The 25,973-nt window shown below is 61.9% G+C and carries 26 protein-coding genes; 16 read left to right on the top strand and 10 right to left on the bottom strand.

The genetic code is table 11. The annotated features are described in order from the left end of the window. Positions 1-19 precede the first annotated feature (19 nt). From GVK95_RS22480 to GVK95_RS22460, 5 genes are all read left to right on the top strand, one after another. A complete protein-coding gene (locus tag GVK95_RS22480; RefSeq protein WP_159952918.1) occupies positions 20-1,378 on the top strand; it encodes a glutamine synthetase family protein in 1,359 nt (452 codons plus the stop codon). A gap of 218 nt (positions 1,379-1,596) precedes the next feature. Beyond that, the gene (locus GVK95_RS22475) at positions 1,597-3,192 is read left to right on the top strand and encodes a peptide ABC transporter substrate-binding protein (protein ID WP_159952917.1); all 1,596 of its coding nucleotides are present in this window, start codon (positions 1,597-1,599) and stop codon (positions 3,190-3,192) included. Positions 3,193-3,251: 59 nt separating this feature from the next. After that, complete coding sequence (gene oppB, locus GVK95_RS22470; RefSeq protein ID WP_159952916.1) at positions 3,252-4,175, top strand: oligopeptide ABC transporter permease OppB; 924 nt, start codon at positions 3,252-3,254, stop codon at positions 4,173-4,175. Next, on the top strand, positions 4,168-5,292 hold the full coding sequence (locus tag GVK95_RS22465; protein WP_159952915.1) for an ABC transporter permease subunit: 1,125 nt from the start codon (positions 4,168-4,170) through the stop codon (positions 5,290-5,292). The genes oppB and GVK95_RS22465 overlap by 8 nt, the downstream gene beginning before the upstream one ends. Before the next feature lie 2 nt (positions 5,293-5,294). Continuing rightward, positions 5,295-6,896: an ABC transporter ATP-binding protein gene (locus tag GVK95_RS22460; RefSeq protein WP_159952914.1), complete on the top strand. Its 1,602-nt coding sequence runs from the start codon at positions 5,295-5,297 to the stop codon at positions 6,894-6,896. A 39-nt stretch (positions 6,897-6,935) separates the two neighbouring features. Here GVK95_RS22460 and GVK95_RS22455 read toward each other — a convergent pair whose 3' ends face one another. Further along, the gene (locus tag GVK95_RS22455) at positions 6,936-7,856 is read right to left on the bottom strand and encodes a diacylglycerol kinase family protein (RefSeq protein ID WP_159952913.1); all 921 of its coding nucleotides are present in this window, start codon (positions 7,854-7,856) and stop codon (positions 6,936-6,938) included. Positions 7,857-8,111: 255 nt separating this feature from the next. Between GVK95_RS22455 and GVK95_RS22450 the strand changes: the two genes are divergently transcribed. Next, positions 8,112-9,338, top strand: coding sequence for an MFS transporter (locus GVK95_RS22450; protein WP_159952912.1), 1,227 nt, complete (start codon positions 8,112-8,114; stop codon positions 9,336-9,338). Here GVK95_RS22450 and GVK95_RS22445 read toward each other — a convergent pair. After that, a complete protein-coding gene (locus tag GVK95_RS22445) occupies positions 9,327-9,761 on the bottom strand; it encodes a helix-turn-helix domain-containing protein (RefSeq protein ID WP_159952911.1) in 435 nt (144 codons plus the stop codon). The two genes, GVK95_RS22450 and GVK95_RS22445, sit on opposite strands and share 12 nt — an antisense overlap. A gap of 121 nt (positions 9,762-9,882) precedes the next feature. Here GVK95_RS22445 and GVK95_RS22440 point away from each other — a divergent pair, with 121 nt between their 5' ends. Continuing rightward, positions 9,883-10,905 (top strand): zinc-binding alcohol dehydrogenase family protein, encoded by a 1,023-nt coding sequence (locus GVK95_RS22440; RefSeq protein ID WP_159952910.1) that lies wholly within the window; start codon positions 9,883-9,885, stop codon positions 10,903-10,905. Positions 10,906-10,963: 58 nt separating this feature from the next. Here GVK95_RS22440 and GVK95_RS22435 read toward each other — a convergent pair whose 3' ends face one another. Continuing rightward, positions 10,964-11,440 (bottom strand): Lrp/AsnC family transcriptional regulator, encoded by a 477-nt coding sequence (locus tag GVK95_RS22435; protein WP_159952909.1) that lies wholly within the window; start codon positions 11,438-11,440, stop codon positions 10,964-10,966. A gap of 125 nt (positions 11,441-11,565) precedes the next feature. Between GVK95_RS22435 and GVK95_RS22430 the strand changes: the two genes are divergently transcribed. Continuing rightward, positions 11,566-12,471 carry a DMT family transporter gene (locus GVK95_RS22430; protein WP_159952908.1) on the top strand — a complete coding sequence of 302 codons (906 nt, stop codon included), beginning with the start codon at positions 11,566-11,568 and terminating at the stop codon, positions 12,469-12,471. Between the two features lie 6 nt (positions 12,472-12,477). On the opposite strand, the gene GVK95_RS22425 is transcribed toward GVK95_RS22430, so the two are convergent. Continuing rightward, on the bottom strand, positions 12,478-13,470 hold the full coding sequence (locus GVK95_RS22425) for a DMT family transporter (RefSeq protein ID WP_244618868.1): 993 nt from the start codon (positions 13,468-13,470) through the stop codon (positions 12,478-12,480). A gap of 72 nt (positions 13,471-13,542) precedes the next feature. Here GVK95_RS22425 and GVK95_RS22420 point away from each other — a divergent pair, with 72 nt between their 5' ends. After that, positions 13,543-14,313: a helix-turn-helix transcriptional regulator gene (locus GVK95_RS22420; protein WP_159952907.1), complete on the top strand. Its 771-nt coding sequence runs from the start codon at positions 13,543-13,545 to the stop codon at positions 14,311-14,313. Between the two features lie 3 nt (positions 14,314-14,316). Here the strand turns inward: GVK95_RS22420 and GVK95_RS22415 are convergent, their stop codons facing one another. Then, complete coding sequence (locus tag GVK95_RS22415; protein WP_159952906.1) at positions 14,317-14,931, bottom strand: L,D-transpeptidase; 615 nt, start codon at positions 14,929-14,931, stop codon at positions 14,317-14,319. A 180-nt stretch (positions 14,932-15,111) separates the two neighbouring features. Here GVK95_RS22415 and GVK95_RS22410 point away from each other — a divergent pair, with 180 nt between their 5' ends. Further along, on the top strand, positions 15,112-15,318 hold the full coding sequence (locus GVK95_RS22410; RefSeq protein ID WP_159952905.1) for a type II toxin-antitoxin system VapB family antitoxin: 207 nt from the start codon (positions 15,112-15,114) through the stop codon (positions 15,316-15,318). After that, the gene (locus GVK95_RS22405; protein WP_159952904.1) at positions 15,315-15,689 is read left to right on the top strand and encodes a PIN domain-containing protein; all 375 of its coding nucleotides are present in this window, start codon (positions 15,315-15,317) and stop codon (positions 15,687-15,689) included. The genes GVK95_RS22410 and GVK95_RS22405 overlap by 4 nt, the downstream gene beginning before the upstream one ends. A gap of 58 nt (positions 15,690-15,747) precedes the next feature. Here the strand turns inward: GVK95_RS22405 and GVK95_RS22400 are convergent, their stop codons facing one another. Together GVK95_RS22400 and GVK95_RS22395 are read right to left on the bottom strand one after the other, a co-directional pair. Next, complete coding sequence (locus GVK95_RS22400) at positions 15,748-17,409, bottom strand: electron transfer flavoprotein-ubiquinone oxidoreductase (protein ID WP_159952903.1); 1,662 nt, start codon at positions 17,407-17,409, stop codon at positions 15,748-15,750. Positions 17,410-17,611: 202 nt separating this feature from the next. After that, positions 17,612-18,475 (bottom strand): DMT family transporter, encoded by an 864-nt coding sequence (locus GVK95_RS22395; RefSeq protein WP_159952902.1) that lies wholly within the window; start codon positions 18,473-18,475, stop codon positions 17,612-17,614. Positions 18,476-18,606: 131 nt separating this feature from the next. Here GVK95_RS22395 and GVK95_RS22390 point away from each other — a divergent pair, with 131 nt between their 5' ends. Further along, a complete protein-coding gene (locus GVK95_RS22390; protein WP_159952901.1) occupies positions 18,607-20,019 on the top strand; it encodes a PLP-dependent aminotransferase family protein in 1,413 nt (470 codons plus the stop codon). Between the two features lie 187 nt (positions 20,020-20,206). Beyond that, positions 20,207-21,118 (top strand): NAD(P)-dependent oxidoreductase, encoded by a 912-nt coding sequence (locus GVK95_RS22385; protein WP_200844359.1) that lies wholly within the window; start codon positions 20,207-20,209, stop codon positions 21,116-21,118. 58 nt (positions 21,119-21,176) lie between these two features. Here GVK95_RS22385 and GVK95_RS22380 read toward each other — a convergent pair whose 3' ends face one another. After that, positions 21,177-22,451, bottom strand: a complete 1,275-nt coding sequence (locus GVK95_RS22380; protein WP_159952900.1) for a PHB depolymerase family esterase — start codon at positions 22,449-22,451, stop codon at positions 21,177-21,179. Between the two features lie 204 nt (positions 22,452-22,655). On the opposite strand from GVK95_RS22380, the gene GVK95_RS22375 reads away from it, so the two are divergent. Together GVK95_RS22375 and GVK95_RS22370 are read left to right on the top strand one after the other, a co-directional pair. After that, on the top strand, positions 22,656-23,441 hold the full coding sequence (locus GVK95_RS22375; RefSeq protein ID WP_159952899.1) for an SDR family oxidoreductase: 786 nt from the start codon (positions 22,656-22,658) through the stop codon (positions 23,439-23,441). Between the two features lie 142 nt (positions 23,442-23,583). Continuing rightward, positions 23,584-23,784 carry a hypothetical protein gene (locus tag GVK95_RS22370; RefSeq protein ID WP_200844358.1) on the top strand — a complete coding sequence of 67 codons (201 nt, stop codon included), beginning with the start codon at positions 23,584-23,586 and terminating at the stop codon, positions 23,782-23,784. Positions 23,785-23,833: 49 nt separating this feature from the next. Here the strand turns inward: GVK95_RS22370 and GVK95_RS22365 are convergent, their stop codons facing one another. Then, positions 23,834-24,160, bottom strand: coding sequence for a HepT-like ribonuclease domain-containing protein (locus GVK95_RS22365; RefSeq protein ID WP_159952898.1), 327 nt, complete (start codon positions 24,158-24,160; stop codon positions 23,834-23,836). Then, positions 24,160-24,495, bottom strand: a complete 336-nt coding sequence (locus tag GVK95_RS22360) for a nucleotidyltransferase domain-containing protein (RefSeq protein ID WP_244618867.1) — start codon at positions 24,493-24,495, stop codon at positions 24,160-24,162. Before GVK95_RS22360 ends, GVK95_RS22365 begins: the two co-directional genes overlap by 1 nt. A 185-nt stretch (positions 24,496-24,680) precedes the next feature. Here GVK95_RS22360 and GVK95_RS22355 point away from each other — a divergent pair, with 185 nt between their 5' ends. Further along, positions 24,681-25,973, top strand: a complete 1,293-nt coding sequence (locus GVK95_RS22355) for an Hsp70 family protein (protein WP_159952897.1) — start codon at positions 24,681-24,683, stop codon at positions 25,971-25,973.

Here is a 25,973-nt window from a genome sequence, read left to right as displayed (position 1 = left end):
CCCATGAAAGTCCACCCGCATGACCGCACAGACCGAGGCCGCCGATCTCAATGCCGCCGATCCTTCCGCACGCATCGAGGTGCTTCTTGTCGGCATGAATGGCGACCTGCGCGGCAAGATGATCCCGCTTGGCGCGGAGGACAAGGTGTGGAAGAACACGGTGCGGCTGCCCGCCTCGACCCAGTCGCTCGACATCTGGGGCGATGACAATGACGACATTACCGGCCTGTCGCTGACCTTGGGCGACCCGGATGGCATCTGCGTGCCGGACAAGGCGTCGCTGACCACCCTGCCATGGGGACCGGCCGGCTCGAAGCAGGTGCTCGCCACCATGCACACGCTGGAAGGCGAACCGCATTTCATCTGCCCGCGCGCCATTCTCGCCAATGTACTGAAGCGCTACGAAGAGCGTGGCCTGACACCGGTGGTTGCCACGGAACTCGAGTTCTACGTCATCGAGGACGATTGGCGCGAGACCGGCAAGCCAAGACCACCACAGGCCTTGACCTATCGCGGCGAGCCGAACGGCTTCCAGCTCTATGACATGAGCGCGACGGCAGCGATGGAAAACTATCTCGACATCATCCGCCGCTACTGCGACGACATGGGCCTGCCCGCCGACGCGACCACGGCAGAATTCGGCCCCGGCCAGTTCGAGGTCAACCTGTTGCACAAGCCGAATGCGCTGGCTGCAGCCGACGACTGCATCTACCTGAAGCGTGTCGTCGATTTCGCCGCACGCCGCCTGGGATTGCGCTCCACCTGCATGGCCAAACCCTACGGTGACCAGGCCGGATCGGGCCTGCATGTGCATGCCTCGATCATTGACAAGGATGGCAAGAACATCCTCGATGCCAAGGGCGGCGATCCGGTGAAGTTGAGATCGGTGACGGCCGGCATGCTGAAGTCCATGCAGGACGCACAGCTGATCTTTGCGCCGCTGGCCAATTCCTATCGCCGCTTCCAGCCGGGCTCGTTTGCGCCGGACAAGGTCGACTGGGGCTTCGGCAATCGTGGCACCGCCGTTCGCATTCCCGACAAGGACGGTCCGGCCGCCCGTATCGAGCACCGTGTTGCCGGCGCCGATGCCAATCCGCATCTGTTGCTGGCTGCCATCCTCGGCGGCATGCTGCTCGGCCTCGACGAGGATCTCGATCCCGGCCCGGTCACCACGCCGACCAGCGCCCCGGAAAATCCGGCCATGCTGACGCATGACTTCCTGACCGCCGTCGACCGCTTCCGCCATTCGTCGTTCATCGCGGATGTGTTCGGTGCGGGCTACCAGAAGCTTTATGGCGACACGAAGCGCAAGGAGGCAATTGCCTATCTGCGCACGGTGTCGAGCTTCGACTACCAGACCTATCTCGCCCGGCTGTGACAGATATCAACAATACCAATTTTATCGGACAATCAAAAATGTCGTGATTGCGACGCAATCTTTGCATTGATTGCGCCAGAAGCAAATTTCCGTTTGAAATCGTGCGTTTGCGCCGGCTTCGATCAAATCCGGCGCGTGCACTAAATTTGGCCTCTTGTATTTCATGTCTTTTTCTCGTCTGTTTCGGCCTTCCATCACGCCTGAAAGGGGAGAACAAAATGACAAAAATTCAAAAACTGGCGACCTCACTGCTATTCGGCACCATGCTCATGGGCGCCGCTCCGGCATTTGCCGAAGCCGTCCTGCATCGCGGCAATGCCGGCGAACCGCAGACACTCGACTATGCCCATATCTCGATCGACATCGAAGGCTTCGTGGTCCGTGACCTGTTCGAAGGCCTGACGATTTATGACGCCAATGGCAAGATCGTTCCCGGCACCGCCGAAAGCTGGTCCGTTTCGGACGACGAAACCGTCTACACCTTCAAGATCCGCGACAACGCAAACTGGTCGGATGGCTCGCCGGTAACGGCTGAAGACTTCGTCTTTGCAATGCGCCGCCTCGAAGATCCGAAGACCGCGGCCGAATACGCCAACATTCTCTACCCGATCAAGAATGCCGAAAAGGCCAACAAGGGCGAAGTGCCGATCGACCAGCTCGGTATCAAGGCGATCGACGCCAAGACCGTCGAGATCACCCTCGAGCGTCCGACGCCGTTCTTCCTGCAGCTTCTCGCCCACTACACCGCGCTACCGCTCAGCAAGGCCAATTTCGAAAAGTTCGGCGACCAGTTCGTCAAGCCGGGCAACATGGTCTCCAACGGCGCCTTCGTCCTGCAGGCGCATGTACCGAACGACACGCTGACCGTCGTCAAGAACGAAAAGTACTGGGATGCCGCGAACGTCAAGCTCGACAAGGTGATCTTCTACCCGATCGACGACGATGCCGCATCTGTCCGTCGCTTCGAGGCCAAGGAACTCGATCTGGTCTACAACTTCTCGGCCGACCAGATCAAACGCCTGCGCGAAAGCTACAACGACCAGGTGCATGTCAGCCCGGGTCTGGCCACCTACTACTATGTCTTCGACAACCGCGAGCCGCCGTATAACGACGTCAACGTTCGCCGCGCGCTGTCGATGGCTGTCGACCGCGACTTCCTCGCCCAGGAAATCTATGCAGGCGCCCAGCTTCCGGCTTACAACCTTGTGCCGCCGGGCCTCGAGGGCTACGGCCAGGGTCCGCAGCCGGACTTCGCAGCGCTGTCGCAGATCGACCGCGAAGACAAGGCCGTCGAGCTGATGAAGGCCGCAGGTTACGGTGAAGGCGGCAAGCCGCTTGAACTCGAGATCCGCTACAACACCAATGCCAACCACGAACGGGTCGCCACCGCCGTCGCCGACATGTGGAAGAACACCTTTGGTGCCAAGGTCTCGCTGGTCAACCTCGACGTTGCCTCGCACTACGCCTACCTGCAGGAAGGCGGCAAGTTCAACGTTGCGCGCGCCGGCTGGACAGCCGACTACGCCGATCCGGAAAACTTCCTGGCCCTCAACGTCGGCAGCAACGTCACGTTCAACTACGGCAAGTACAAGAACGATGAATTCGATGCGCTGATGAAGGCCTCCTACGAGGAAGCCGATCCGGCCAAGCGCATGGACGAGATGAAGAAGGCTGAAACGATCCTGATGAACGATCAGCCGATCGCACCGCTGATGAACACGGCCAACCTGTGGCTGGTTTCCTCGCGCGTTTCGGGCTGGGGCGACAATCCGGTGAATGAACACCTGTCGAAGTTCCTCAGCGTTTCCGAATAACAAACATAGGGAATGGCGCGCGGCAGCATGATGGCTGTCGCGCGTCATCTTTTTTCACCATGATCTCATTTGTCCTGCGCCGACTTCTGAGCGCCGTGCCTACGGTGTTCGTCGTCGTGACGATCTCGTTCTTCCTGATGCGTTTCGCGCCGGGTGGTCCGTTCAATCTCGAACGTCCGCTACCGCCACAAACGATGGCCAACATCATGGCCACCTACAAGCTCGACCAGCCGCTGTGGCGCCAATACATCAACTATCTCGGCAATGCCGCGACCGGCGATTTCGGACCAAGCTTCATCTACAAGGACAACACGGTTTCCGAACTGATCGGCAAGGCCCTGCCCTACTCGGTCGAACTCGGTCTCTATGCCATCCTGATCGCGCTGATCGGCGGCGTGACGCTCGGCACCATTGCGGCGCTTCGCCAGAATAGTGCGCTGGATTTCGGCCTGATGGCCTTTGCCACCGTCGGCGTCACCGTTCCCAATTTCGTCGTCGGCCCCGTTCTGACGCTGATCTTTGCCGTGATGCTGTCGTGGCTGCCGGCCGGTGGCTGGGGTGATGGTTCGGCCCGCAACCTGATCCTGCCGATGACGGCGCTCGCCTTGCCGCAGCTGGCGGTCTTTGCCCGCCTCACCCGCGGTTCGATGATCGAAGCGCTGCATACGGACCATATCCGCACGGCCAAGGCCTATGGACTGCCATCGCGCGTCGTGGTCATCACCCATGCGCTGCGTGGCGCCATGCTGCCGGTCGTGTCCTATCTAGCACCTTGCGCCGCAGCGCTGCTTACCGGTTCGGCCGTGGTCGAGAGCATCTTCACCATTCCCGGTGTCGGCCGCTATTTCGTACTCGGCGCGCTCAATCGCGATTATCCCCTGGTCATGGGCACCGTCATTCTCGTCGCCCTGTTCGTGATCGTCTTCAACCTGCTGGTCGACATCGCCTATGGCCTGCTCGATCCGAGGGTCCGCCATGACTGATACAACCACAACACTTGCGCCCGTCGTCGAGGGCCGAAGCCTTGGCCAACTGGCCAAGATGCGCTTCCGGCGCAACAAGGCTGCCATGGCCGGCTGCGTCGTGCTGCTGCTGATCTGCCTGTTCTCGTTTGCCGGCCCGCTCGTCTCGCCACATACCTATGACGAGGTCTTCCCGTCCTATGTCTCGATCCCGCCGAGCCTGACGCCGCGGCCGGATCCGCAGACGTTGACAGAAGTCGCCGAAAGCACAGCCAAGCGTGCGCGCCTGACGCTCGACAGCTTTGAGATCGAGAATGGCGTATTCACCGCCAAGGTCACATCCGCCCGGCCGATCGATCCGCGCTCCGTGCGTTACTTCGACCGCGTCAACGAGTTCAAGAACACCACCGTCGCCGAAACATCGACCGACCAGCTGTCGATGACCCTGACCGGTTCGGTTGATCAGCAGTATTTCCTCTTCGGCACCGACAGCAATGGCCGCGACCTTCTGGTGCGCGTCATGCTCGGTGGGCAGATCTCGATCGCGGTCGGCCTTGCCGCCTCGCTCGTCTCGCTCGGCATCGGCGTGGTCTACGGTGCGACGTCCGGTTATATCGGCGGGCGGGTTGACAATGTGATGATGCGTTTCGTCGAGATCATCTATTCGCTGCCCTTCGTTTTCCTTGTGGTCGTGCTGGTGGTCTTTTTCGGCCGGTCGATCGTGCTGATCTTTGCCGTCATCGGGGCGGTGCAATGGCTGGAAATGGCCCGTATCGTGCGCGGCCAGACACTGTCGTTGAAACGTCGGGAATTCGTCGGCGCCGCTCAGGCGCTCGGCCTCACCGACTGGCAGATCATCCGCCGCCACATCATTCCGAACACGGTCGGCCCGGTCATCGTCTTCGTCACCGTCGTCGTGCCGCAGGTGATCCTGACCGAGAGCTTCCTGTCGTTCCTCGGCCTCGGCGTCCAGGCGCCGCTCGCCAGCTGGGGCACGCTGATCTCGGAAGGCACGAAGAACATGCAGAGCGCACCATGGCTCTTGATCTTCCCGGCGATCTTCTTCGTCATCACGCTGTTTGCCCTCAACTTCGTTGGCGACGGCTTGCGCGATGCGCTTGATCCGAAGGACCGATAAGCATGGACAGGACTGAAATGACCAATGTGCTTGCCGTCCGCGACCTCAAGGTGACCTTCACGACGCCAGATGGCGACGTGCAGGCCGTCAAGGGTGTCTCCTTCGACGTCAAGAAGGGCGAGACGCTCGCCATCGTCGGCGAATCCGGCTCCGGCAAAAGCCAGACGATGATGGGCATCATGGGATTGCTCGCATCGAACGGACGGGTCGAGGGCTCGGCTTTCTACGGCGCGACCGATCTTGCCCATGCCGGGCTGAAGGAGTTGAACGAGGTGCGCGGCTCGAAGATCACCATGATCTTCCAGGAGCCGATGACCTCGCTCGATCCGCTCTATACGATCGGCAAGCAGATCGCCGAACCGCTGCGCTACCACCGCGGCATGAGCAAGCGCCAGGCGCGTGAACGCGTGCTGGAACTACTCAACCTGGTCGGCATCCCCGACCCGAACCGGCGCATCGACAGTTATCCGCACGAACTGTCCGGCGGCCAGCGCCAGCGCGTGATGATTGCCATGGCGCTTGCCAACGAGCCCGACGTGCTGATTGCCGATGAGCCGACCACGGCGCTCGACGTCACCATCCAGGCGCAGATCCTCGACCTGCTCGCCGACCTGCAGAAGCGTTTCGGCATGGCGATCGTGCTGATCACCCATGACCTCGGCGTGGTCAAGCATGTCGCCGACCGCGTCATCGTCATGCGGCGCGGCGAGGTCGTCGAACAGGGTTCGCGCGAGGACATCTTCGAGCGGCCGACGGCGGATTATACCAAGATGCTGCTGGAGGCCGAGCCGCATGGCGTCAAGGCACCGCCGGCCGGTGATGCACCGATCATGCTGGAAGGCCGCAATGTGGTGGTCGATTTCAACATCGGCGGCGGGTTCCTGTTCAAGGGCACAAAGACGTTCCGGGCCGTCGACAATGTCAGCCTGACCCTGCGCCAGGGCCAGACAATCGGCGTTGTCGGCGAATCTGGTTCCGGCAAGTCCACCCTCGGACGCGCCCTGCTCCGCCTACTGGAATCGGATGGACGCTACCGCTTCGAGACGACGGACATCTCGCTGCTCGACCGCAGCCAGATGCGGCCCTATCGCCGGCAGATGCAGCTGGTGTTTCAGGATCCCTACGGCTCGCTGTCACCACGCCAGACCGTCGGCGAGATCATCACCGAAGGCCTCTATGTGCACGAGCCGCAATTGACCAAGGCCGACCGCGACAAACGGGCGATTGCAGCACTTCTCGAAGTCGGCCTCGATCCGGCGGCGCGCAACCGCTATCCGCACGAGTTTTCCGGCGGCCAGCGCCAGCGCATCGCCATCGCCCGCTCGATCATCCTGAAACCGAAGGTCATCGTGCTCGACGAGCCGACTTCGGCGCTCGACCGGTCGGTGCAGTTGCAGGTGATCGAACTGTTGCGCGACCTGCAGGCCAAGCACGGCCTGTCCTATGTCTTCATCAGCCATGACCTCTCGGTGGTCAGGGCGATGTCGGACCATGTCGTGGTGATGAAGAACGGCAAGATCGTCGAACAGGGCGATACCGAAGCGATCTTCGAGCGGCCGGCCGAGGATTATACCAAGGCCCTGATCGCCGCAGCGTTCGCGTAGTGTTCATATCCTCCCCCCTTTCGGGGGAGGATTTCCGCCTCAGGCGGGAATTGAAACCGTCTGTGCCGGCACGAGCACCTTCAACTCGCCGGCATGGATCTTGATCTCGACATCGCGCGGCATGCGCAGCAGCTCACCGTCGAGAACACAGGCTGCCCCCTGGCGATGCTTGGGGAAATGCAGCCGCAGAACATTGGCCGTCGTTGCCGTCACCGCCTGATTGTCGGTGAACCTGCCGCGCATGATATCAAAGGCCAGCGAGAACACACCCGTCGGCTCGAGCGGATCGGCGAGATAGACGCCGAGCTTGCCGGTGGTCAGGTCATCGGCAAAAAACAGCGCATTGTTGCCGAGCGGATTGTTGGACACCGAAATGGCCGAGACCGGCCGTTCGTCGCTGCGCCCGTCTCCATCGATATCGAAGATCACTTCGAAACGCGGCGGGTCGAGCATCACGCCGAAAGCGGCATTGGTGCTGGCACGCATCTTGCCAAGCTTGGAAGCGAAATTCATCGAATTGCGCATGCGCACCATGCGCGCATGCAGGCCTGCGGAAAACTGGTGCACATAGGGACGGCCATTGGCGGTTGCGATGTCGACCGATTGGACCTGCACATCGGCGAGCGTGTCGAGCACCTTCCAGATATCCAGCGGCAGTTTGAGCGAACGGGCAAACAGGTTCATCGTACCTGCCGGAACCACGCCAAGCGGAAGGCCGGTCCTCCAGGCAATGCCGGCAGCCGCCGAAATTGTGCCATCGCCACCGCCTGCTACCAAAGCGTCGGCGCCGGATGTGCTCGCCTGTTCAAGCGCCGAGACGACCTCGTCACCGCCAACCACAGCGCAATCGAGATCATGCCCCTTGGCCGCGAACGCCTTGACGGCACTGGCGCAATAGGCCTGCATATCCGTGGTCCTGAAGGTACCACCATCGCGATTGAGTACAGCCGTGATCTTCATCTCGTCCTTTCGCAGCGCATCATCCGCCGCAGCCTTCGACAACGCGCCATTTGGGCAAATGTTTCCTTATCGCAACAGATCGCGTCCAAAGCGGTAAAATTCAAGGGCAAGGACAAAAGCCTTTGCCGCAGTGCACACTGATATGATAAATAACAATTCTGCCTCTGCTTCGGTCCATTACGGATCGCCTTCCATTCCCTGCTTCTCCAGAAGCTTTTCGCGCCGTCGCTCCCAGCCGGCGCCCGTGGTGTTTTGATGACCGATTGCACGACCGCCGACCGCTCCCTCGCCGCCAGCCGGGTCGATCAGGCCCAGCTATCACCCGCCACCATTCTGCTGATCGAAATCGCGTTGGCTGCAGGCGGCTTCGGCATCGGAACCGGCGAGTTCGTCATCATGGGCCTTTTGCCGGAAGTCGCCACCACCTATCAGGTCAGTGTGCCGGATGCCGGCAATGTCATCAGCGCCTATGCGCTTGGCGTGGTCATCGGCGCGCCGATCATCGCAGCGCTTGCGGCCAAGCTGCCGCGCAAGACCTTGCTGCTGATGCTGATGGGCCTGTTTGCCATCGGCAATTTTGCCAGCGCCATGGCTCCCGGCTTCCTCTCCTTCACCGCTTTGCGCTTCATCACCGGCCTGCCGCACGGCGCCTATTTCGGTGTCGCGGCTTTGGTTGCCGCCTCGATGGCACCGCCGCACAAGCGGGTTCGCGCCGTCGGCCGCGTGATGCTCGGCCTGACAATTGCTACCCTGATCGGCACGCCGATCGCCACATTCCTCGGCCAGCTGATGAGCTGGCGGGCCGCCTTCTACCTTGTGGCCGGCATCGGGGCGCTGACGGTGGCGTTGATCGCCATCTATCTGCCGAAGGACGAAGTCGCCGAAGGTGCCAGCATCCGCCGCGAGCTCAGCGCCTTCGGGCGACTGCAGGTCTGGCTTTCGCTTGCCGTGGCGGCGATCGGCTTCGGCGGCATGTTTGCGATCTTCAGCTATATCGCCAAGACGACGACCGACACCGCCGGACTGCCGACGACCATGGTTGCCGTCGTGCTGGCACTGTTCGGCATCGGCATGAATGTCGGCAATGTGCTGGGTTCGCGCATGGCGGACTATTCGCTCAACGGTACCATCGGCGGCGTGCTCGCCTTCAACGTGGTGCTGATGGCGATCTTCTCGCTGACGGCGCACAATCCGGTCATGCTGTGCATCTGCGTCTTCCTCACCGGTTGCGGCTTTGCCGCCTGTCCGGCCGTACAGACCCGCCTGATGGATGTCGCGGCTGATGCCCAGACACTGGCCGCCGCCTCCAACCATTCGGCCTTCAACATCGCCAATGCGCTCGGCGCCTGGCTTGGCGGCATGGTGATCGCAGCCGGTTACGGCTATGGCGCCACCGGCTTTGTCGGCTCGGTGCTGTCGGCCTTCGGCCTGGTGGTCTTCCTGATCTCGATCACGCTGGAAAAGCGCGCGTCACGCCGCTGAACGTTCGACCTTCGCTGCGGACAGTTCAATCGTCTCCGTCCCTGCGCCGGCATCTGCCGGCGCGAGGATCGTGCGGGTGCCATTGGCGCAACGCACATGGCCCTTGCCCCAGGTGTCGAGCGCCGTGATCACCGGCTGCAGGCTCTGGCCGAGCGGCGTCAGGCTATAGTCGACACGCGGCGGCACAACGGCAAAGACCGTTCGGGTCACAAGGCCGCTCTCTTCCAGTTCGCGCAACTGCTTGGTCAACATGCGCTGGGTAACCGCCGACAGCCGGCGGCGCAATTCACCGAAGCGCAACGTGCCATCCTGCAGCAGATGATACAGGATCACACCCTTCCATTTTCCGTCGAGAAAGCTGAGCGTGGATTCCACCGGGCAGCCGGGAAAGCTGTTGGTCATCTTCGAACGCGGGCGCGACATCCATAGTATCCTTTTGTGTACTAAGGACCATTAAGGTCACTATAAACAGTATTTGTGCATTCTTGCGGAGTTGCATCCTATGCCCTTAATAGGCTGCGTGCAAACAACACAGGAGCTTTCCATGCGCGCTATCGGCTACTATGCCCCGCAAGCCATCACTGCCGAAACCTCGCTGGTCGATCTCGACCTGCCCATGCCGACCGCCCAGGGCCGCGACCTGCTGGTCGAGGTGAAGGCTGTTTCGGTCAATCCGGTCGACACCAAGGTACGCAAGGGCCAGCAGCCGGAAGCCGGCCAGCCGCGCATTCTTGGCTATGATGCCGCTGGCATCGTCAAGGCGGTCGGTGAAGGCGTCAGCCTGTTCAAGCCGGGTGATGAGGTCTACTACGCCGGCGCGATCAACCGCTCCGGCACCAATGCCGAATTCCATCTGGTCGACGAGCGCATTGTCGGGCGCAAGCCGGCCTCGCTCGGCTTTGCCCAAGCCGCAGCATTGCCCCTGACCACGATCACCGCCTTCGAGGCGCTGTTTCACCGGCTGAACATTACCGCGCCCGTTGCCGGTGCCTTGCCCGCCGTGCTGATTACCGGGGGTGCCGGCGGCGTCGGCTCGATCGCCATCCAGCTGGTCAAGCAGCTGACCGACCTCACGGTGATCGCCACGGCGTCCCGGCCGGAAACCGCAGACTGGGCACACGCGCTCGGGGCTGACCATGTCATCGATCACAGCAAGCCGCTGGCCGGCGAATATGCAGCTCTTGGCATTGCCGCACCGGCCTTCATCTTCTCCGTCACCCACAGCGTCCAGCACCGTCTGGATCTGGCCGAGATCATCGCGCCGCAGGGACGGCTCGCGATCATCGACGACTTCGCCGACGATTTCAGCATCATGGCCTTTAAGCGCAAGGCGGTGTCGATCCATTGGGAGATGATGTTCGCCCGGCCGATGTTCGAAACCGTCGACATGATCGAACAGCATGCCCTGCTCAACCAGGTCGCCGACCTGATCGATGCCGGCCTGATCCGCACGACGCTGGATACCGTGCTCGGACCGATCAATGCCGAAACCTTGAAGAAGGCCCATGCTCTGGTCGAGAGTGGCCGGATGCGCGGCAAGGTCGTGCTGGAAGGCTTTACCGGCTGACAGGCAGGACCCAAGGACCGGCCGCCCCCTGCGCGGCTGGTCCTTGCCGAGAAATCCGTCAGGCCTTTGCCTGTGGCAGCTTCAGCGGCCCGGCACTCTTCATCGTGCGGATGGCGAAATTCGACTGGATGTCAGTGACATGCGGCAGGACCAGCAGCTTGTCGGTCAGAAGCGTCTCGTAGGCGGCAAGGTTCTCGACCACGACTTCGGCCAGAAAGTCGGAATTTCCGGAGATCATATAGCAACCGACGACTTCCGGCAGGTCTTGCAACGCCTGCTGGAAGGCCTGAGCGTTGTCGCGCGTGTGATGCGTCACCTTGAAGGAGACAAAGACGGTCAGCTCCAGCCCGACTGCGCGGCGATCGATATCGGCGCGGTAGCTGCGGATCAGGCCCGCCTCCTCCAGCATGCGTACCCGGCGCAGGCAGGGTGACGGCGACAGACCGACCGTCTCGGCCAATTCGACATTGGTGGCGCGGCCATTGTCCTGAAGCGCGTTCAGGATGGCCAGATCGAATTTGTCCAGTTTTGGCATAATCTACCTTTTTTCTGGGAAATGGATTCTAGTTCTGCCGATACTACGACGAATACAGGCATAATTAGCAAGGACTGCCACCCGACAATTGCGTAATATTGACCAAACCTACCCGGATGGCACAAATGACCCCGATCCCTGACACGACAGCACCCAGACACTCGGCCGGCCTCGGGGCCGCGGCCGCGCTATCTGTCGTGCTGATCTGGGCGGCTTGGCTGATTTCCACCCGCCACAGCATAGGCGGCTCGCTGTCTGCCTTCGATCTCAGCCTGCTTCGCTATGGAATCCCGGCCGCCCTGCTGACGCCGGTCTGGCTGCGGACCGGACTCTGGCCGAAGGGCGTTCCGAAGCTGCCCCTGGTGCTGATGGTGCTCGGATCCGGTGCACCGTTCTTTCAGGTGGTCGCCTTCGGCATGCGCTCGACCCCAGCGTCGGCTGCCGGCGTGCTGCTGCCCGGTCTGATGCCGCTGGCAACGGCCCTGATCGGCGTGGCTCTGCTCGGCGAGAGACCCGACATGATGCGCAAGATCGGCATGACCGCGATCTTTGCCGGCGGGTTGCTGTTGCTGTTCGCCAATATCGGCGACGGGTCATTGTCCTGGATCAGCTACACCGTGCTGCCGACCGGCGCGACGCTGTGGGCCGTCTATACCCACGCCTTCCGGCGCTCCGGACTTTCGGCCTTCGAAGGTGCCGCGCTGATCTGCGTCTGGTCGACGATTCTCAATCTCTTGTTTCTGCCTTTCGTCGATGTGCACCTGCTTTCCGCGCCGTTTTCCGAAACGGGCCTGCAGATCCTCACCCAGGGCGTCTTGTCTGGCCTGGTCGCCACACTCCTCTATGGCACTGCCGTGCGCAGCCTTGGCGGCACCCAGGCGGCGGCCTATACCGCGGTAACACCCGTTGCGGCGGCGATCGGCGGCAGGCTCATTCTCGGAGAACCGCTCGGCATGGCAGCGATGGCAGCGGCATTGATCACCGGCGTCGGCGTCCTGCTGTCGACCGGTATCCTCTCGCGCCGGACCTGATCGGCTCTATCGCTGGTCACTGGTCGCCGCGGCAATTCGCATGGCGGATGGCTGACGCATACCGATCGCCACACCGGCCAACGCCATGCCACCGCCAACCAGATGGAAGAACGCCAGCGTTTCGCCGAGCAGCAACCATGCGAGCGCCGCCACCAGCAATGGCAGCAGGTTGATGTAAAGCGCACTGCGCGCCGCCCCGAGTTCGCGCACGGCAATCATCCAGCAGAACGGTGCCAGAAGCGATGTCGGGATCGCGGCAAACAGGACCAGCGGCAGGTTGTCCGCCGTGACCGGACTGATGTCACTGAGCAGCCAGAGCGGCAGGAGGAAGGCAGTGGCAACGGCGATCTGGCACCAGATCTGCTGCCACATCGGCAGCGGCGGCGCCCAGCGCTTGAGCAAAACGCCATAGAAAGAATTGGCAATAATCGCGACGATCATCAGCGCGTCACCGATATGAAGGCCGCCCGCCAGAAGCTTGACGGGATCACCGTGGGAAATCAGATAGATCACGCCAAGCAGCGACAGAATTCCGCCGAGGATGCGCGACCTTGTCAGGCGCTCGCCGGCGAATGCCGAAGCCAGAAGAATGGAAATCAGCGGCATCAGCGCCGCCAGAAGCCCCATATTGAGCGCCGTCGTGGTCTTGGCCGCCTCATAGGCAAGGCTCTGGTAGATTACCATGCCCAGCATGCCGAGCACGGCCAGTTTCGGCCAGAACCGGATCGCCACCCGGCGATTGGCCCAAAGGCCGCGCATGACAAAAGGCGTCAGCAGCAGGAGGGCAATCAGCCAGCGATAAAACGCGATCGAGGCCGGTTCGATCAATCCCGCTGAAGCCTTGGTGACGATCGTATTGCCTGACCAGATCAACATGGTCAGCAGCGGCATCAGAGCCAGGATGAAGCGATGGCTCGTTCGATCGGCCGTCTGTGCTGCCGTTGTCATCTTGTGTGCCTTCATCCTCTCAGGACCGCGAACCTCGATGGCGGCGATCATCATCCCTCCTCTAGCAGACGTCCTGATTTCGTTATATACTGAATATAAGACACAAAACTACGGAGAACGGCCATGCTTTATGCGCATGAAGGGATTGACGGCGAGCCACCCCGGCCGGTGTCCTTCCGGACCGTTCGCTACAAAGGCGGCACCGGATTTCCGCTCAAGCGTCAGGTCTGGGGCGAGTTGAACTATGCCCTGCAGGGCATCGCCCAGATCAATATCGAAGGCGTGCGTTTCCTGTCGCCGCCGCAATACGCTATCTGGATCCCGCCGGGCTTCGAACATGACGCAAGCAATCCGCAGGACGTGCTTTATGTGACGACCCATATCGCCGCCGAACTTTGCGCCGATCTGCCGCAGCAGCCCTGCACGCTGGATCTGAGCGCTCTGTTGAAAGCCGTTCTTGCCGATTTCGACCGGCGTGACATACGCCATCCCCGGACGCCGGAAGATCTGCGGCTGGCCATGGTGATCGTCGATCAGGTGCGGGTAGCGCCTCATTTTGCGCAATATCTGCCGACCACCGCCGATATTCTGCTCGGGCCGATGCTCAGCCAGTTGCAGCAGGAACCGGGAGACAAACGCTCGGCTGGCGAATGGGCGCGCCGCGCCGGCACCACCGAACGTACGCTGTCGCGCCGCTGCCAGGAGGTGCTTGGAATGTCGTTCAACGACTGGCGCCAGCGCCTCAGACTGCTGACAGCCCTTGCGCTATTGGACGAGGGAGAAAGCGTTCACGGGGTTGCGGAGCGGCTGGGTTACAGCAACCCCTCCGCCTTCATCGCGATGTTCAAGCGATTGACGGGCGTCAGCCCGTCACAAATGCGCAATCGCGCGTAGATCTCACGCCTGCAGCACGACAACCTTGTCGCCGACACTGGTGCGGGCATACAGATCGATGACGTCGTGGTTCATCATGCGCACGCAGCCGGACGACATGGCCTCGCCGATCGACCACGGCTGATTGGTGCCGTGCAGGCGAAACAGCGTGTCGTTGCCGCCGCGATAGAGATACATGGCGCGGGCGCCGAGCGGATTGTTCGGGCCGCCCGGCAGGCCGCCGGCATATTTCAGGTTCTTTTCCGGATCCCGGCGGATCATGTTCGGCGTCGGCGTCCAGGTCGGCCATTCCGCCTTGCGGCCGATATAGGCATTGCCAGCGAGTGCATAGCCGTTGCGACCGACGCCGATGCCGTAGCGCATCGCCCGGCCATCGCCGAGCACGTAATACAGGCGGCGACCGGGGGTATCGACCACGACCGTGCCCGCCGAATAGGCGGTCTCGTAGGCCACTTCCTGACGGCGCAGTTCCGGCTTGATCTTGTCGAGCGGCACCTTCTTCAACGGATAAGGCTCGGTCGTGACGTCGCCATACATGGCCTGCTGGTTGGGCATGGACTGGCAGCCGGCAAGGAGAAGCGGCAGGCCGATCAACAGGCCCCGGCGGGAAATGGTCATGGATCAAACGTCCTCGGAGATGATTCTTCTGCCGGGAAGCCTAGGAAATTTATGGTTAATGCCGGGTTAAATCCGGAGGTGCGGATTAAGATCAATGGCAGAATGATGGTGAAACCCGGATATCCGCCGCATTGATCAAAGCATCCTCTGATGCTATTTTTGATGCAGAAGGAGACGATCATGCGAACAACCATCAGTATTGATGACGAGTTGCTTGCCAAGGCTCGCGAATACACGGGCGTTTCGGAGACGCCGACCCTTGTCCGTATCGCGCTTCAATCGCTCGTTCAGCGCGAGGCGGCACGACGACTGGCCTTGCTTGGCGGAAGCGCGCCCGACCTTGAGGCGCCACCGCGTCGACACCTTGAACCTATGGAGCCTGAATGATCCTCGCCGACAGTTCGATCTGGGTCGATCACTTTCGCTCAGGTGACCCCGGCCTGCAGGCCCTGCTGAATTCTGAGGATGTGATCATCCATCCGTTCGTGGTCGGGGAATTGTCGCTAGGGCACATACCGCAATACGATCAGATCATGACCATGCTAGCTGATCTTCCGGCGATCGCAAAAGCCGATGACTCGGAAGTCCGCCACTTGATCCGCAGTCGGAAACTGTTTGGGACCGGGATCGGCTATGTGGATGCCCACCTGATTGCATCCGTTGCCTTATCTAGCAAACATCAACTGTGGACACGCGACAAGCGGCTCCACCGAATAGCGCAGCACCTCGATGTCTGCGCACCTGTCTATTTGCACTGATATCTGACGATCGGCGCACCTTTGATTGAAAAGGCGGCCTCTCGACCGCCTTGCCATCTCACATGTTGGGATAGACCGGCCCCTCGCCGCCCTGCGGCGGCACCCAGGTGATGTTCTGGTTCGGGTCCTTGATGTCGCAGGTCTTGCAGTGGACGCAGTTCTGCGCGTTGATGACAAAGACGTCCTCGCCATCCTTTTCCACCCATTCGTAGACGCCGGCCGGACAGTAGCGGGTCGAGGGGCCGGCATAGATGCCGAGTTCTGAACGCTTCTGCAGGTCCATGTCCTTGACCTTGAGATGGACCGGCTGATCCTCCTCGTGGTTGGTGTTGGACAGGAAGACCGACGACAGGCGGTCGAAGGTCAGGACGCCATCCGGCTTCGGATAGGCGATCGGTTTGTGCTTGGCCGCAGGCTCGAGCGACTGGGCGTCGGTCTTGCCGTGCTTGAGGGTGAAAGGCGATGTGCCGAAGATCTGGTTGATCCACATGTCGAGACCGCCGAGCGCCACGCCGAGCACCGTGCCGAGCTTCGACCACAGCGGCTTGACGTTGCGCACGCGCTTCAGATCGCGGCCGATATCGGTCGAACGCCATGCGTTCTCGATCTCGATCGGCTCGTCATTGGCGCGGCCATTGGCGATCGCCTCGGCAATCTTGTCCGCCGCCAGCATGCCCGACAGCACGGCATTGTGGCTGCCCTTGATGCGCGGCACATTGACGAGACCGGCGGAACAGCCGATCAGCGCGCCGCCGGGGAAGGACAGTTTCGGAACCGACTGGTAGCCGCCTTCTGTAATGGCGCGGGCGCCGTAGGACAGGCGTTTGCCGCCCTCGAAGGTCTTGGCGATTGCCGGATGGGTCTTGAAGCGCTGGAATTCCTCGAAGGGGTAGAGATAGGGGTTCTTGTAGTTGAGGTGCACGACGAAACCGACCGCCACCGTGTTGTCCTCAAGATGGTAGAGGAAGGAGCCGCCACCGGTCTTCATGCCGAGCGGCCAGCCGAAGGAGTGCTGAACGAGACCCGGCTTGTGATGCTCCGGCTTGACCTGCCAGAGTTCTTTCAGGCCGATACCGAACTTCTGCACGTCGCTGTCGCGGGAGAGATCGAATTTGGCGATCAGCTGCTTGGCAAGCGAGCCGCGCACCCCTTCGCCGATCAGCACGTATTTGCCGAGAAGTTCCATGCCGCGGGTATAGGCCGGACCCGGCTCGCCGTTCTTTTCGATGCCCATGTCGCCGGTGGCAACGCCGATCACGGCACCTTCGTCATTGTAGAGCACTTCGGTCGCAGCAAAGCCCGGATAGATCTCGACACCCAGCGCTTCGGCATGAGTGGCGAGCCATCGACAGACATTGCCGAGCGAGACGATATAGTTGCCGTGATTGCTCATCAGCGGCGGCATGGCGAAATTCGGCAGGCGGATGGAGCCGGCCGGCCCGAGCAGCAGGAACTGATCGTCCGTGACAGGGGTCTTGAACGGATGATCGGCCTCATGGCGCCAGTCGGGCAGCAGCTTGTCGATACCGATCGGATCGACCACGGCACCGGACAGGATATGCGCGCCCACTTCCGCGCCTTTTTCCAGCACGACGACGGTCAGATCCGGATTGATCTGTTTCAGCCGGATCGCGGCCGACAGACCGGCAGGGCCAGCGCCGACGATCACGACATCGAATTCCATGCTTTCGCGTTCCGGCAGTTCCGTCTCAGTGCTCATCGTCATTCCTCCGCGCGGCGGTTCTTTGCGCCTATCTCCTTGACAAAACCCAACCTGATTGTCGAGCCGAAGCGCGACACTGCAGGCGCAAATTCCGGCAGGGTGCCATGAAGGTCGAGAATATCTGACGTGCACGTAAGCGTCAATCAATGAAACCAGCGCGCAGACGGAACCGGTTTCTTTGTCCGATGCCGGCCGCCGCCTAACGGGCGAACCGCTTTGCACCGGCAACGCACAGCACGACCGCAGCCGTGCTTACCACCATGCCGATGCTCACCGGCTCATGCAGCAGCGTTGCGGCAAGGGCCAGGCCGAAAAATGGCTGCAGCAGTTGCAGTTGGCCAACCGCAGCGATCCCTCCGAGAGCCAGACCGCGATACCAGAAGAAAAATCCGACCAGCATGCTGAACACCGAGACATAGGCGAGCCCGAGCCATTCCGGCATGGTGATCGCCTGCCAGGACACGGGCAAGGTCAGCAGTGCGAGCACGAGCATGACCGGCATCGATAACAGCAGCGCCCAGGAAATCACCTGCCAGCCGCCGAGTTGGCGCGACAACCTGGCGCCTTCGGCATAACCCAATCCACAGAACACTATGGCCGCAATCATCAGCAGATCGCCCATGCTTGACGCTGCTTCACCGGTGACCAAGGCAAAGCCGGCAACGATGGCGCTGCCGAGGCAGGAAAACAGCCAGAACAGCGGCTTCGGTCGCTCGCCGCCGCGTAAGACCGCAAATATTGCCGTCATCAGCGGCAGCAGACCGACAAAAACCACCGAATGCGCCGAGGTAATGGTCTGCAGCGCCAAGGCGGTCAGCAGCGGAAAACCGACGACAACGCCGAGCGCCACGATGCCAAGCGAGACCATGTCGCGGCGAACGGGACGCGCCTGGCGCCAGATGACGAGCAAGACCGCAGCCAGCAGGGCTGCGATCACAGCCCGCGCCGATGTCAGGAACAGCGGTGAAAAGCCGCCGACCGCAACGCGTGTCGCCGGCAATGATCCGCTGAAGATTATCACGCCGAGCAAACCGCTCCCCCAACCGTCCATGGATGTTTTCATTGGTCCTCGCTTTCGGCGCCCGTCCTAGTCCCGGAGGGCTGGCGAAGACAGAAACAGTTCGGTACAATTCTGCGAAACTGTACTGGTCAATTTCCTGTACAGATGCAGCGATTGTCGAGGAGCTAACAGCCATGGACGGCAACACGCGCACGGCTGAGGTGATGGCAGCCATCCGGCAAAGGATCGCCGGTCGGGTGCTGGGTTCCGGCGACCGCCTGCCGTCGATCCGCAGCTTTGCCGGCACGATGGGCGTTTCGCCTTCGACCGTGGTCGAGGCTTACGACCGTCTGGCGGCGGAAGGCCTGATCCGGGCGCAACGCGGTTCGGGCTTTTATGTCGCCACCAGCGTGCTGGCGCCGTTGAAGCTCGCCGAGGCCGCGGCGCCGCTCGACCGGGCCGTCGATCCGTTCTGGGTCTCGCGCCAGTCGCTCGATGCCGATGCCACTGTGCTGAAGCCCGGTTGCGGCTGGCTGCCGGCGGCGTGGATGCCGAATACGGCGCTCCGGCGCGCGCTACGCAGCCTGTCGCGCGCCGATGACGCCTTGCTGTCGGATTACGGCAATACACGCGGTCCGCTTTCGCTTCGCCGGCTGCTGCTGTCGCGTTTTGCCGAAGACGGCATACAGGCGTCGCCCGACCAACTGCTGTTGACCGGCTCCGGCACGCAGGCGCTCGACCTGTTGTGCCGCTTCCTGCTTCGCCCCGGCGAGACAGTGCTGATCGACGATCCCTGCTATTTCAATTTCCAGGCGCTGCTGCGCGCCCATCAGGTCAGGATCGTCGGCGTGCCCTACACGACTACCGGCCCCGACGTCGCCGCTTTCGAGGCCGTGCTTGCAGCCGAGAAGCCGCGTCTCTACATCACCAATTCCGCTCTGCACAACCCGACGGGGGCGACGCTTTCGCCCCAGGTCGCGCACCGCCTGCTCAACGCGGCAGCGCTTCACGACCTGACGATCATCGAAGACGATATCTTTGCCGATTTCGAACCCGAGCCATCGTCGCGGCTGGCAGCGCTCGACGGCTTGAACCGCGTCATCCGCATCGGCAGCTTTTCCAAGACCCTGTCGTCGTCGGTGCGCTGCGGCTATATTGCCGGCCGAGCGGACTGGATCGAGGCGCTTGTCGATTTGCAGGTGGCCACCAATTTCGGCGGACCAAGCCCAGTTGCCGCAGCCTTGATCCTCGAGGTGCTTGCCGGCGGCAGCTATCGCAAACACATGGAGGAGCTGCGCCGCAAACTGGTGCGCGCAAGACGGCAGACGGCCGAGCGCCTGCGGCCACTTGGCATCGAACCGTGGCACATGCCGCGCGGCGGTTTCTATCTCTGGTGCCGGTTGCCGGACGAGGTGGATTCGGCCGAGCTGGCGCAGTCGGCCCTGGCAAAAGGCGTAGTTCTCGCGCCGGGCAATGTGTTCAGCGTGTCGCAGTCTGCTGGCGCCTTTCTGCGCTTCAACGTCGCCCATAGCCAGGATCCGGCCATGTATGCCGTGCTGTCAGGCGCGATAGAGGCATTGCGCAATCACCCGCATCATCAAAGCTGACGAACGGCTCCACGCCTCGCAACAATCGCGGAGCCCCTCTTCAGGCACAGCCGACACGTCGCCCCCCGAAAAACCACGCCCGCCTGTTCTGCCGCGCCACATCGCGTCGCCTGCCAAAATCTGCCTTTGAACACGCCTGCGCTTTGTCGCACTCTCTGCACCAAACGCCACAGAGGACAAGCAGGACATGGCCATCACATACGGTTTCATCGGTCTCGGCCATCTCGGCCGACATCTGGCAGGCAGCCTGGTCAGGGCCGGCTTTGACGTCACGGTCCACGACCTCGATCCGGACAATGCTAAAGACCTGCTCGCCGCCGGCGCGCGCTGGGCGGAAGATCCGCAAGCGGTGGCGCAAGCGGTTGATGCCGTGATCACCTGCCTGCCCTCACCGCGGGTCAGCGAGCGCGTGCTGACCGGCGAACGCGGCATCCTTGCCGGCCTGACATCGGGTGGGACCTGGATCGAAATGTCGACACTCGACGAGCAGGAGGTGCTGCGGCTCGGCAAGATCGCCGCCGATCACGGCGTGCGCATGCTCGAGGCGCCGGTGACAGGTGGCGTGCATCTGGCTGCCTCCGGCGAGATCACCGTGATCACCGGCGGCGATGCCGACCTGCACGCCCTGCATCTGCCGGCGTTCCAAGCCATGGGCAACAGGATCTTCCGCGCCGGCCCGCTCGGCAAGGCTTCGGTGATCAAGGTGATCACCAACATGCTCGCCTTCATCCACCTGATCGCCACCGGCGAGGCACTGATGCTGGCGAAGAAAGGCGGCATCGATCTCACCGACGCCTTCAACATCATCCAGGCGTCCTCGGGCAACAGCTTCGTGCACGAAACCGAGGGCCAGGTGATCCTGAACGGCAGCTACAACATCAACTTCACAATGGACCTCGCCGTCAAGGATCTCGGCTTCGCGCTCGGATTCGGCCGCGAATATGGCGTTCCGCTCGACCTTGCCTCCCATGCGCTGCAGACTTTCATCCGCGCACGCTCCACCTATGGCGGCGATGCCTGGTCTTCGCAGGTGGTCAAGCTGCTCGAAGACGCCACCGGCACGGACCTGCGCGCGCCGGGCTTTCCGGCGGAGCTTTGAAGGGTGGCGGGAGAACGACAACACCGCATAGCGGCTCCGAGCCGCCCTCGCCTCCTGCTCAGGACTTGGTCTGGCGGAAGATCCAGTCACGGATCTCGTCGATCGAATAGGCGATACGCCATGTGTTGACATGGTTGGCGCCGGGACTGTCCTCCTGCCCCGGGGGGACGACCGTGCCCTTTTTCAGCGCGACATAGTTGATCCCATTGCCCTTGGCATCCACCGCGTCGAAGGCCGCCGTGAACGCAGCCGGCGAAGAGGTGCCGTCCCAGACTGCGCGGCTGACCTTGGCGCCTTCCTTTTCATAGACGTCCATCATGGCATTTTCGGTCGGATAGGCCTTCGCATCGCCCTCTGAGACCACCACCCACATCCTGTGCCCTGCCAGCGGCGCTACCTTGGCGGGGTCCCACTGGCCGGCAACCAGATAGGAGGCCGCAAAGACATCCGGATACTTGATGTTCATGGCGATCGTCATCATCGCCCCACCGGACTGGCCGGTGGCATAGAGCCGGTTCGTGTCGATGGCGTATTCGCCGGCGATCTTGCGGACGAGATTGATCGTCGTGTCCAGCAGGCTGGTCGCCTCGGACTGGTCGTTGACCACCTGGCTGGCAAATTGCGGCGCCAGCACAAAGGCCTCGTGCTTGGCCTGATCCTGCGGGCTTGCCCATGATATCGCGCCCAGCCCCTGCACGAGCGTCGTCATCACGATATCGCTGGTGGCGCCGGCATCATGCATGAACAACACCAGCGGATAGGACTTCTGCGGATCATAGGCCTTCGGAATGAAGAGATTGTAGCCGATCGAGTCACCCGTCTGCGGATCCGAATATTCGCGCTGCAGGAAATCATCGACAATCGGGTTGGAGACGGCCGTGCTCATGACCGGCACCCCGCCCGCGGCAATGCTGGTGCCATCGGCCGCCGCGATTGCCTTCACCTGGGACACCGCGACCTTGGCCTCGCGACGGATCACGTCGCGGCGAACCGCGGCATAAAGTGCTGCCGTCTCGTCGGCCGACGACAGCTCGATGATGACAAACCTGCCATTTGCCCCAACCGCGGCGGTCGCTGCCTTCGTGTTTGCATAAGTCCTTGTGATCGTGCGCCCTTCAACGACGAATGCATCGGTGACCAGCTTTTCGTGGTCGATGGCGCGGTCGTAGCCGACGGCAACGGCCACCAGCTTCTGTCCGTCGCCGAAGACGCCCGTGATTGCCGTCACGCCCTTGAGCGATCCTTCCGCCGCCATGGCGGCACGTCCTGGAGCGAAGAACACGCTTGCACCCAATATTGCCCCGGCTTTCAGAACCACCCTGCGTGTTGCCATGTCTCATTGCCCTTTGATCAATTGCCGATGACCTGCATTCACCGAAAGGCGATCCCGGGCAAGTTAAGCTTGCGTAATGTTGCAGGCCCGCGGAATTCGGCATTTCTGCAAAAGGTCACTTGCAGGCACAACAGACCTTTCCAAGCTTTGTCGCGGCTTCTAGACTCGGGTCAACGCAAAGCAATTCAGGGAAGGATTTCACTCATGGATCTCGGAATTTCGGGAAAACGCGCGCTCGTACTCGCCGCCTCGCGCGGGCTTGGCCTCGGCATTGCCAAGGCGCTTGCGGCGGAAGGCTGCCATGTGCTGATCTGCGGCCGCACGGAAGAGAAGCTGAAGGCCAATGTCGAAGCGATCCAGGCTGCCGGCGGCAAGGCTGACTACGTCGTGGCCGATCTCGCCGACGCACATTTCGTCGACACCATGCTTCAAGCCGTGCACCACAAGCTCGGCGGCATCGACATCCTGGTCAACAATACCGGCGGCCCGACGCCCGGCACGGTCGAGGACATGGATGCGGAGAAGCTCTACAATTTCTTCCAGTCGATGGTCGTGCGCGTCATCACGCTGACCAATGCGCTGGTGCCGCTGATGAAGACGCAAGGCTTCGGCCGCATCCTGACCGTCGCCTCGTCCGGCGTCTTCGAGCCGATCCCCAATCTCGCGCTGTCCAACACGCTGCGTGGCGCGCTGGTCGGCTGGAACAAGACGCTGTCGGCGGAAGTCGCGTCCTATGGCGTCACCGCCAACATGCTCCTGCCCGGCCGCATCCATACCGACCGTATCGACGAACTCGACGGCGCAAATGCCAAGCGCAGCGGCAAGTCGCTGGAGGAGATCCGCACGGCATCCGTCAAGTCGATCCCGGCGCAGCGGCTCGGCACCGTCGAGGAATTCGCCGCGGCCGGAGCGTTCCTTTGCTCGGCGCAGGCGAGCTACATCACCGGCACGATGTTGCGCGTCGATGGCGGCGCGGCGAAATCGAACTGAGGACTTGCAAGACTCCGGTCCGGCCGGCGCACCCCCGCTTACCGGACCGCGCGCAGCAGGAGGGCCTGACGCCGTATGGCTGGCAGGCTATTTCCGCACAACCAACATGCAACGACGCCCTTATCGGGCAGGAGAACAAGAGATGCCCATCATTCGCATTCTGCTACGGGTCGTGGGCATCCTTGCGGTCCTGATCGGCCTGATCTGGATCGGCCAGGGGACCGGCGTCTTCCCCTATCCTGCCTCCAGTTTCATGATCAACCAGACGCCGTGGATCCTGCGCGGTGCTATCCTGGCGGCCATCGGGGTCGCCGTGTTGCTGTTTGTCCGCCGGCTGAGATAGAAATCCGCCGCATCGATGCGCCGCCCTATCGCACCAGATCGGCAAGCATTTAGTCGATCACGACGGAAAGTCTGGGTAAGCTGACCGTCACCGTTCGCCACAGGGTCTTCGGTTCGACCCGCTCGTACTCGTGACGGAGAAGATTGCCGATCGATCTGACTGCATGCCATTCGATTTCCGGATAGGATTCCAGCATATCGATGGGCAAGGCCTTGGCCGCCTCGGAGATGATCAGCAATCCTCTTTCGACGGCCCTGATCTGCACAATATCTGCGGCGAACGTTTCGAAGGGCACATCGCGGAACGTTGGCAGGATCCAATCGAGTTCATCACGGATATGCCGTAGCCGAAGCAAAGGCGCTTTCGAGGCCGACATCAGAAAACCCGCACGGCTTCCCGCTCCACGGCAGCCCGAATGTAAGCCGAGAGACCGTTGCGCGTGACATATCCGATTTCGCTGCCGCCAAGAGCTTGTTGGATATCGCGATACGCGCCCATGAAGTTTTCGAGGTCATAAAACCGATCGTTGGCAGGATCGACAAAGACATCGACATCGCTGCCTTGCCGGGCCTCGTCTCGTGCATGCGATCCATAGAGATAAAGGGCGGCCACCCCGTGCGCGCGGATTTGCGGCTCGGCGGCTTTGAGACGGGCAATAGCGACATCACGCTTCATAGACGGCAGAATACTGCCGAAAAGCGCGTTTGTCACGAAGGCGAGACCGCGCGTACATCACAAGCCGTGGGACTTCGCCCTCTCGCAACGCAGCATTTCCGCTTGCCCTTCAGCCCCCCCTGTGGCATCAGGCGCGCTTTCCCGTGCCCGGCCAGAGGCCCGGGCCATGTGCCGGCCTGACCGGCATTCTCTGACAGCATGATGACAAAGGAGCGGCGGCCATGGCACACGCGCTTGGGCTCGATTTCGGCACGACCAATACGGTAATCGCGCAGGCCGAGAACCGCGAACATACCCATTCGATCCGCTACACCTCGCCGGCCGGCACGTCCGACAGCATGCGCACGGCGTTATCCTTCCTGAAGGACCGCCAGCTGGGCGCAGGCGCCTTGAAGGTCGAGGCCGGACAGGCCGCGATCCGCACCTTCATCGACAATCCCGGCGAATGTCGCTTCCTGCAGTCGATCAAGACCTTTGCCGCCTCTGCCGTGTTCCAGGGTACGCTGGTGCATGCGCGGCGCTTCCAGTTCGAAGACCTGATGGAGGTTTTCCTCAAGCGCCTCGAAGCCTATGCCGGCGACGGCTGGCCAAGCGATGCCAAGCGTCTGGTTGCCGGACGGCCGGTGCATTTTGCCGGCGCCAGCGCCGATCCGGCGCTCGCCACCACACGCTACAACGAAGCCCTGACGCGGCTCGGCTTTCCCGAGATCCACTATGTCTATGAGCCGGTCGCCGCCGCCTTCTACTTCGCACAGAACCTGAAGCAGGATGCCACCGTTCTGGTCGCCGATTTCGGCGGCGGCACGACCGACTTCTCGCTGGTACGATTCGAGACCCATGGCGGCAAGCTGTCGGCCCGACCGATCGGCCATTCCGGCGTCGGCATTGCCGGCGACCAGTTCGACGCGCGCATCATCGATCATCTGGTCGCGCCGGAAATCGGCAAGGGCAGCCAGTTCAAGAGCTTCGGCAAGCTGCTCGACGTGCCGAGCAACTACTATCTGTCGTTCTCGCGCTGGAACCAGCTGTCGGTGTTCAAGACGATGAAGGAATTCACCGATCTACAATCGCTGGTGCGCCAGGCCGTCGAGCCGGACAAGCTCGAACTGTTCATCGAACTGATCGAGCATGACGAGGGCTATCCGCTCTACCAGGCGGTGTCGGCAACCAAGATGGCGTTGTCGTCAGCCGAGGAAGCGGACTTCCGCTTCGCGCCGCTCGGCAAGGCCGGGGAAAAGCGGGTGACCCGCGCCGAATTCGAAACCTGGATCGCCGAGGATCTTTCGCGCATGGAGGCGGCCCTCGACCAGTTGCTGACCGAGACCAAGACGACGGCCGACGAGATCGACAAGGTCTTCCTCACCGGCGGCACATCCTTCGTTCCCGCCGTGCGCGACATCTTCAAGCGGCGTTTCGCCGCCGACAAGATCGAAACCGGCGGAGAACTCGTGTCGATCGCCCATGGTCTGGCGCTGATCGGCGAGCGCGACGACATCAGTCAGTGGACAGCCTGA

The organism is Rhizobium sp. 18065 (assembly GCF_902706095.1).
In the GTDB taxonomy this organism is placed as follows: domain Bacteria; phylum Pseudomonadota; class Alphaproteobacteria; order Rhizobiales; family Rhizobiaceae; genus Allorhizobium.
Note: the sequence above shows the minus strand (reverse complement) of the source record. Positions and strands in the feature narration are given on the sequence as shown.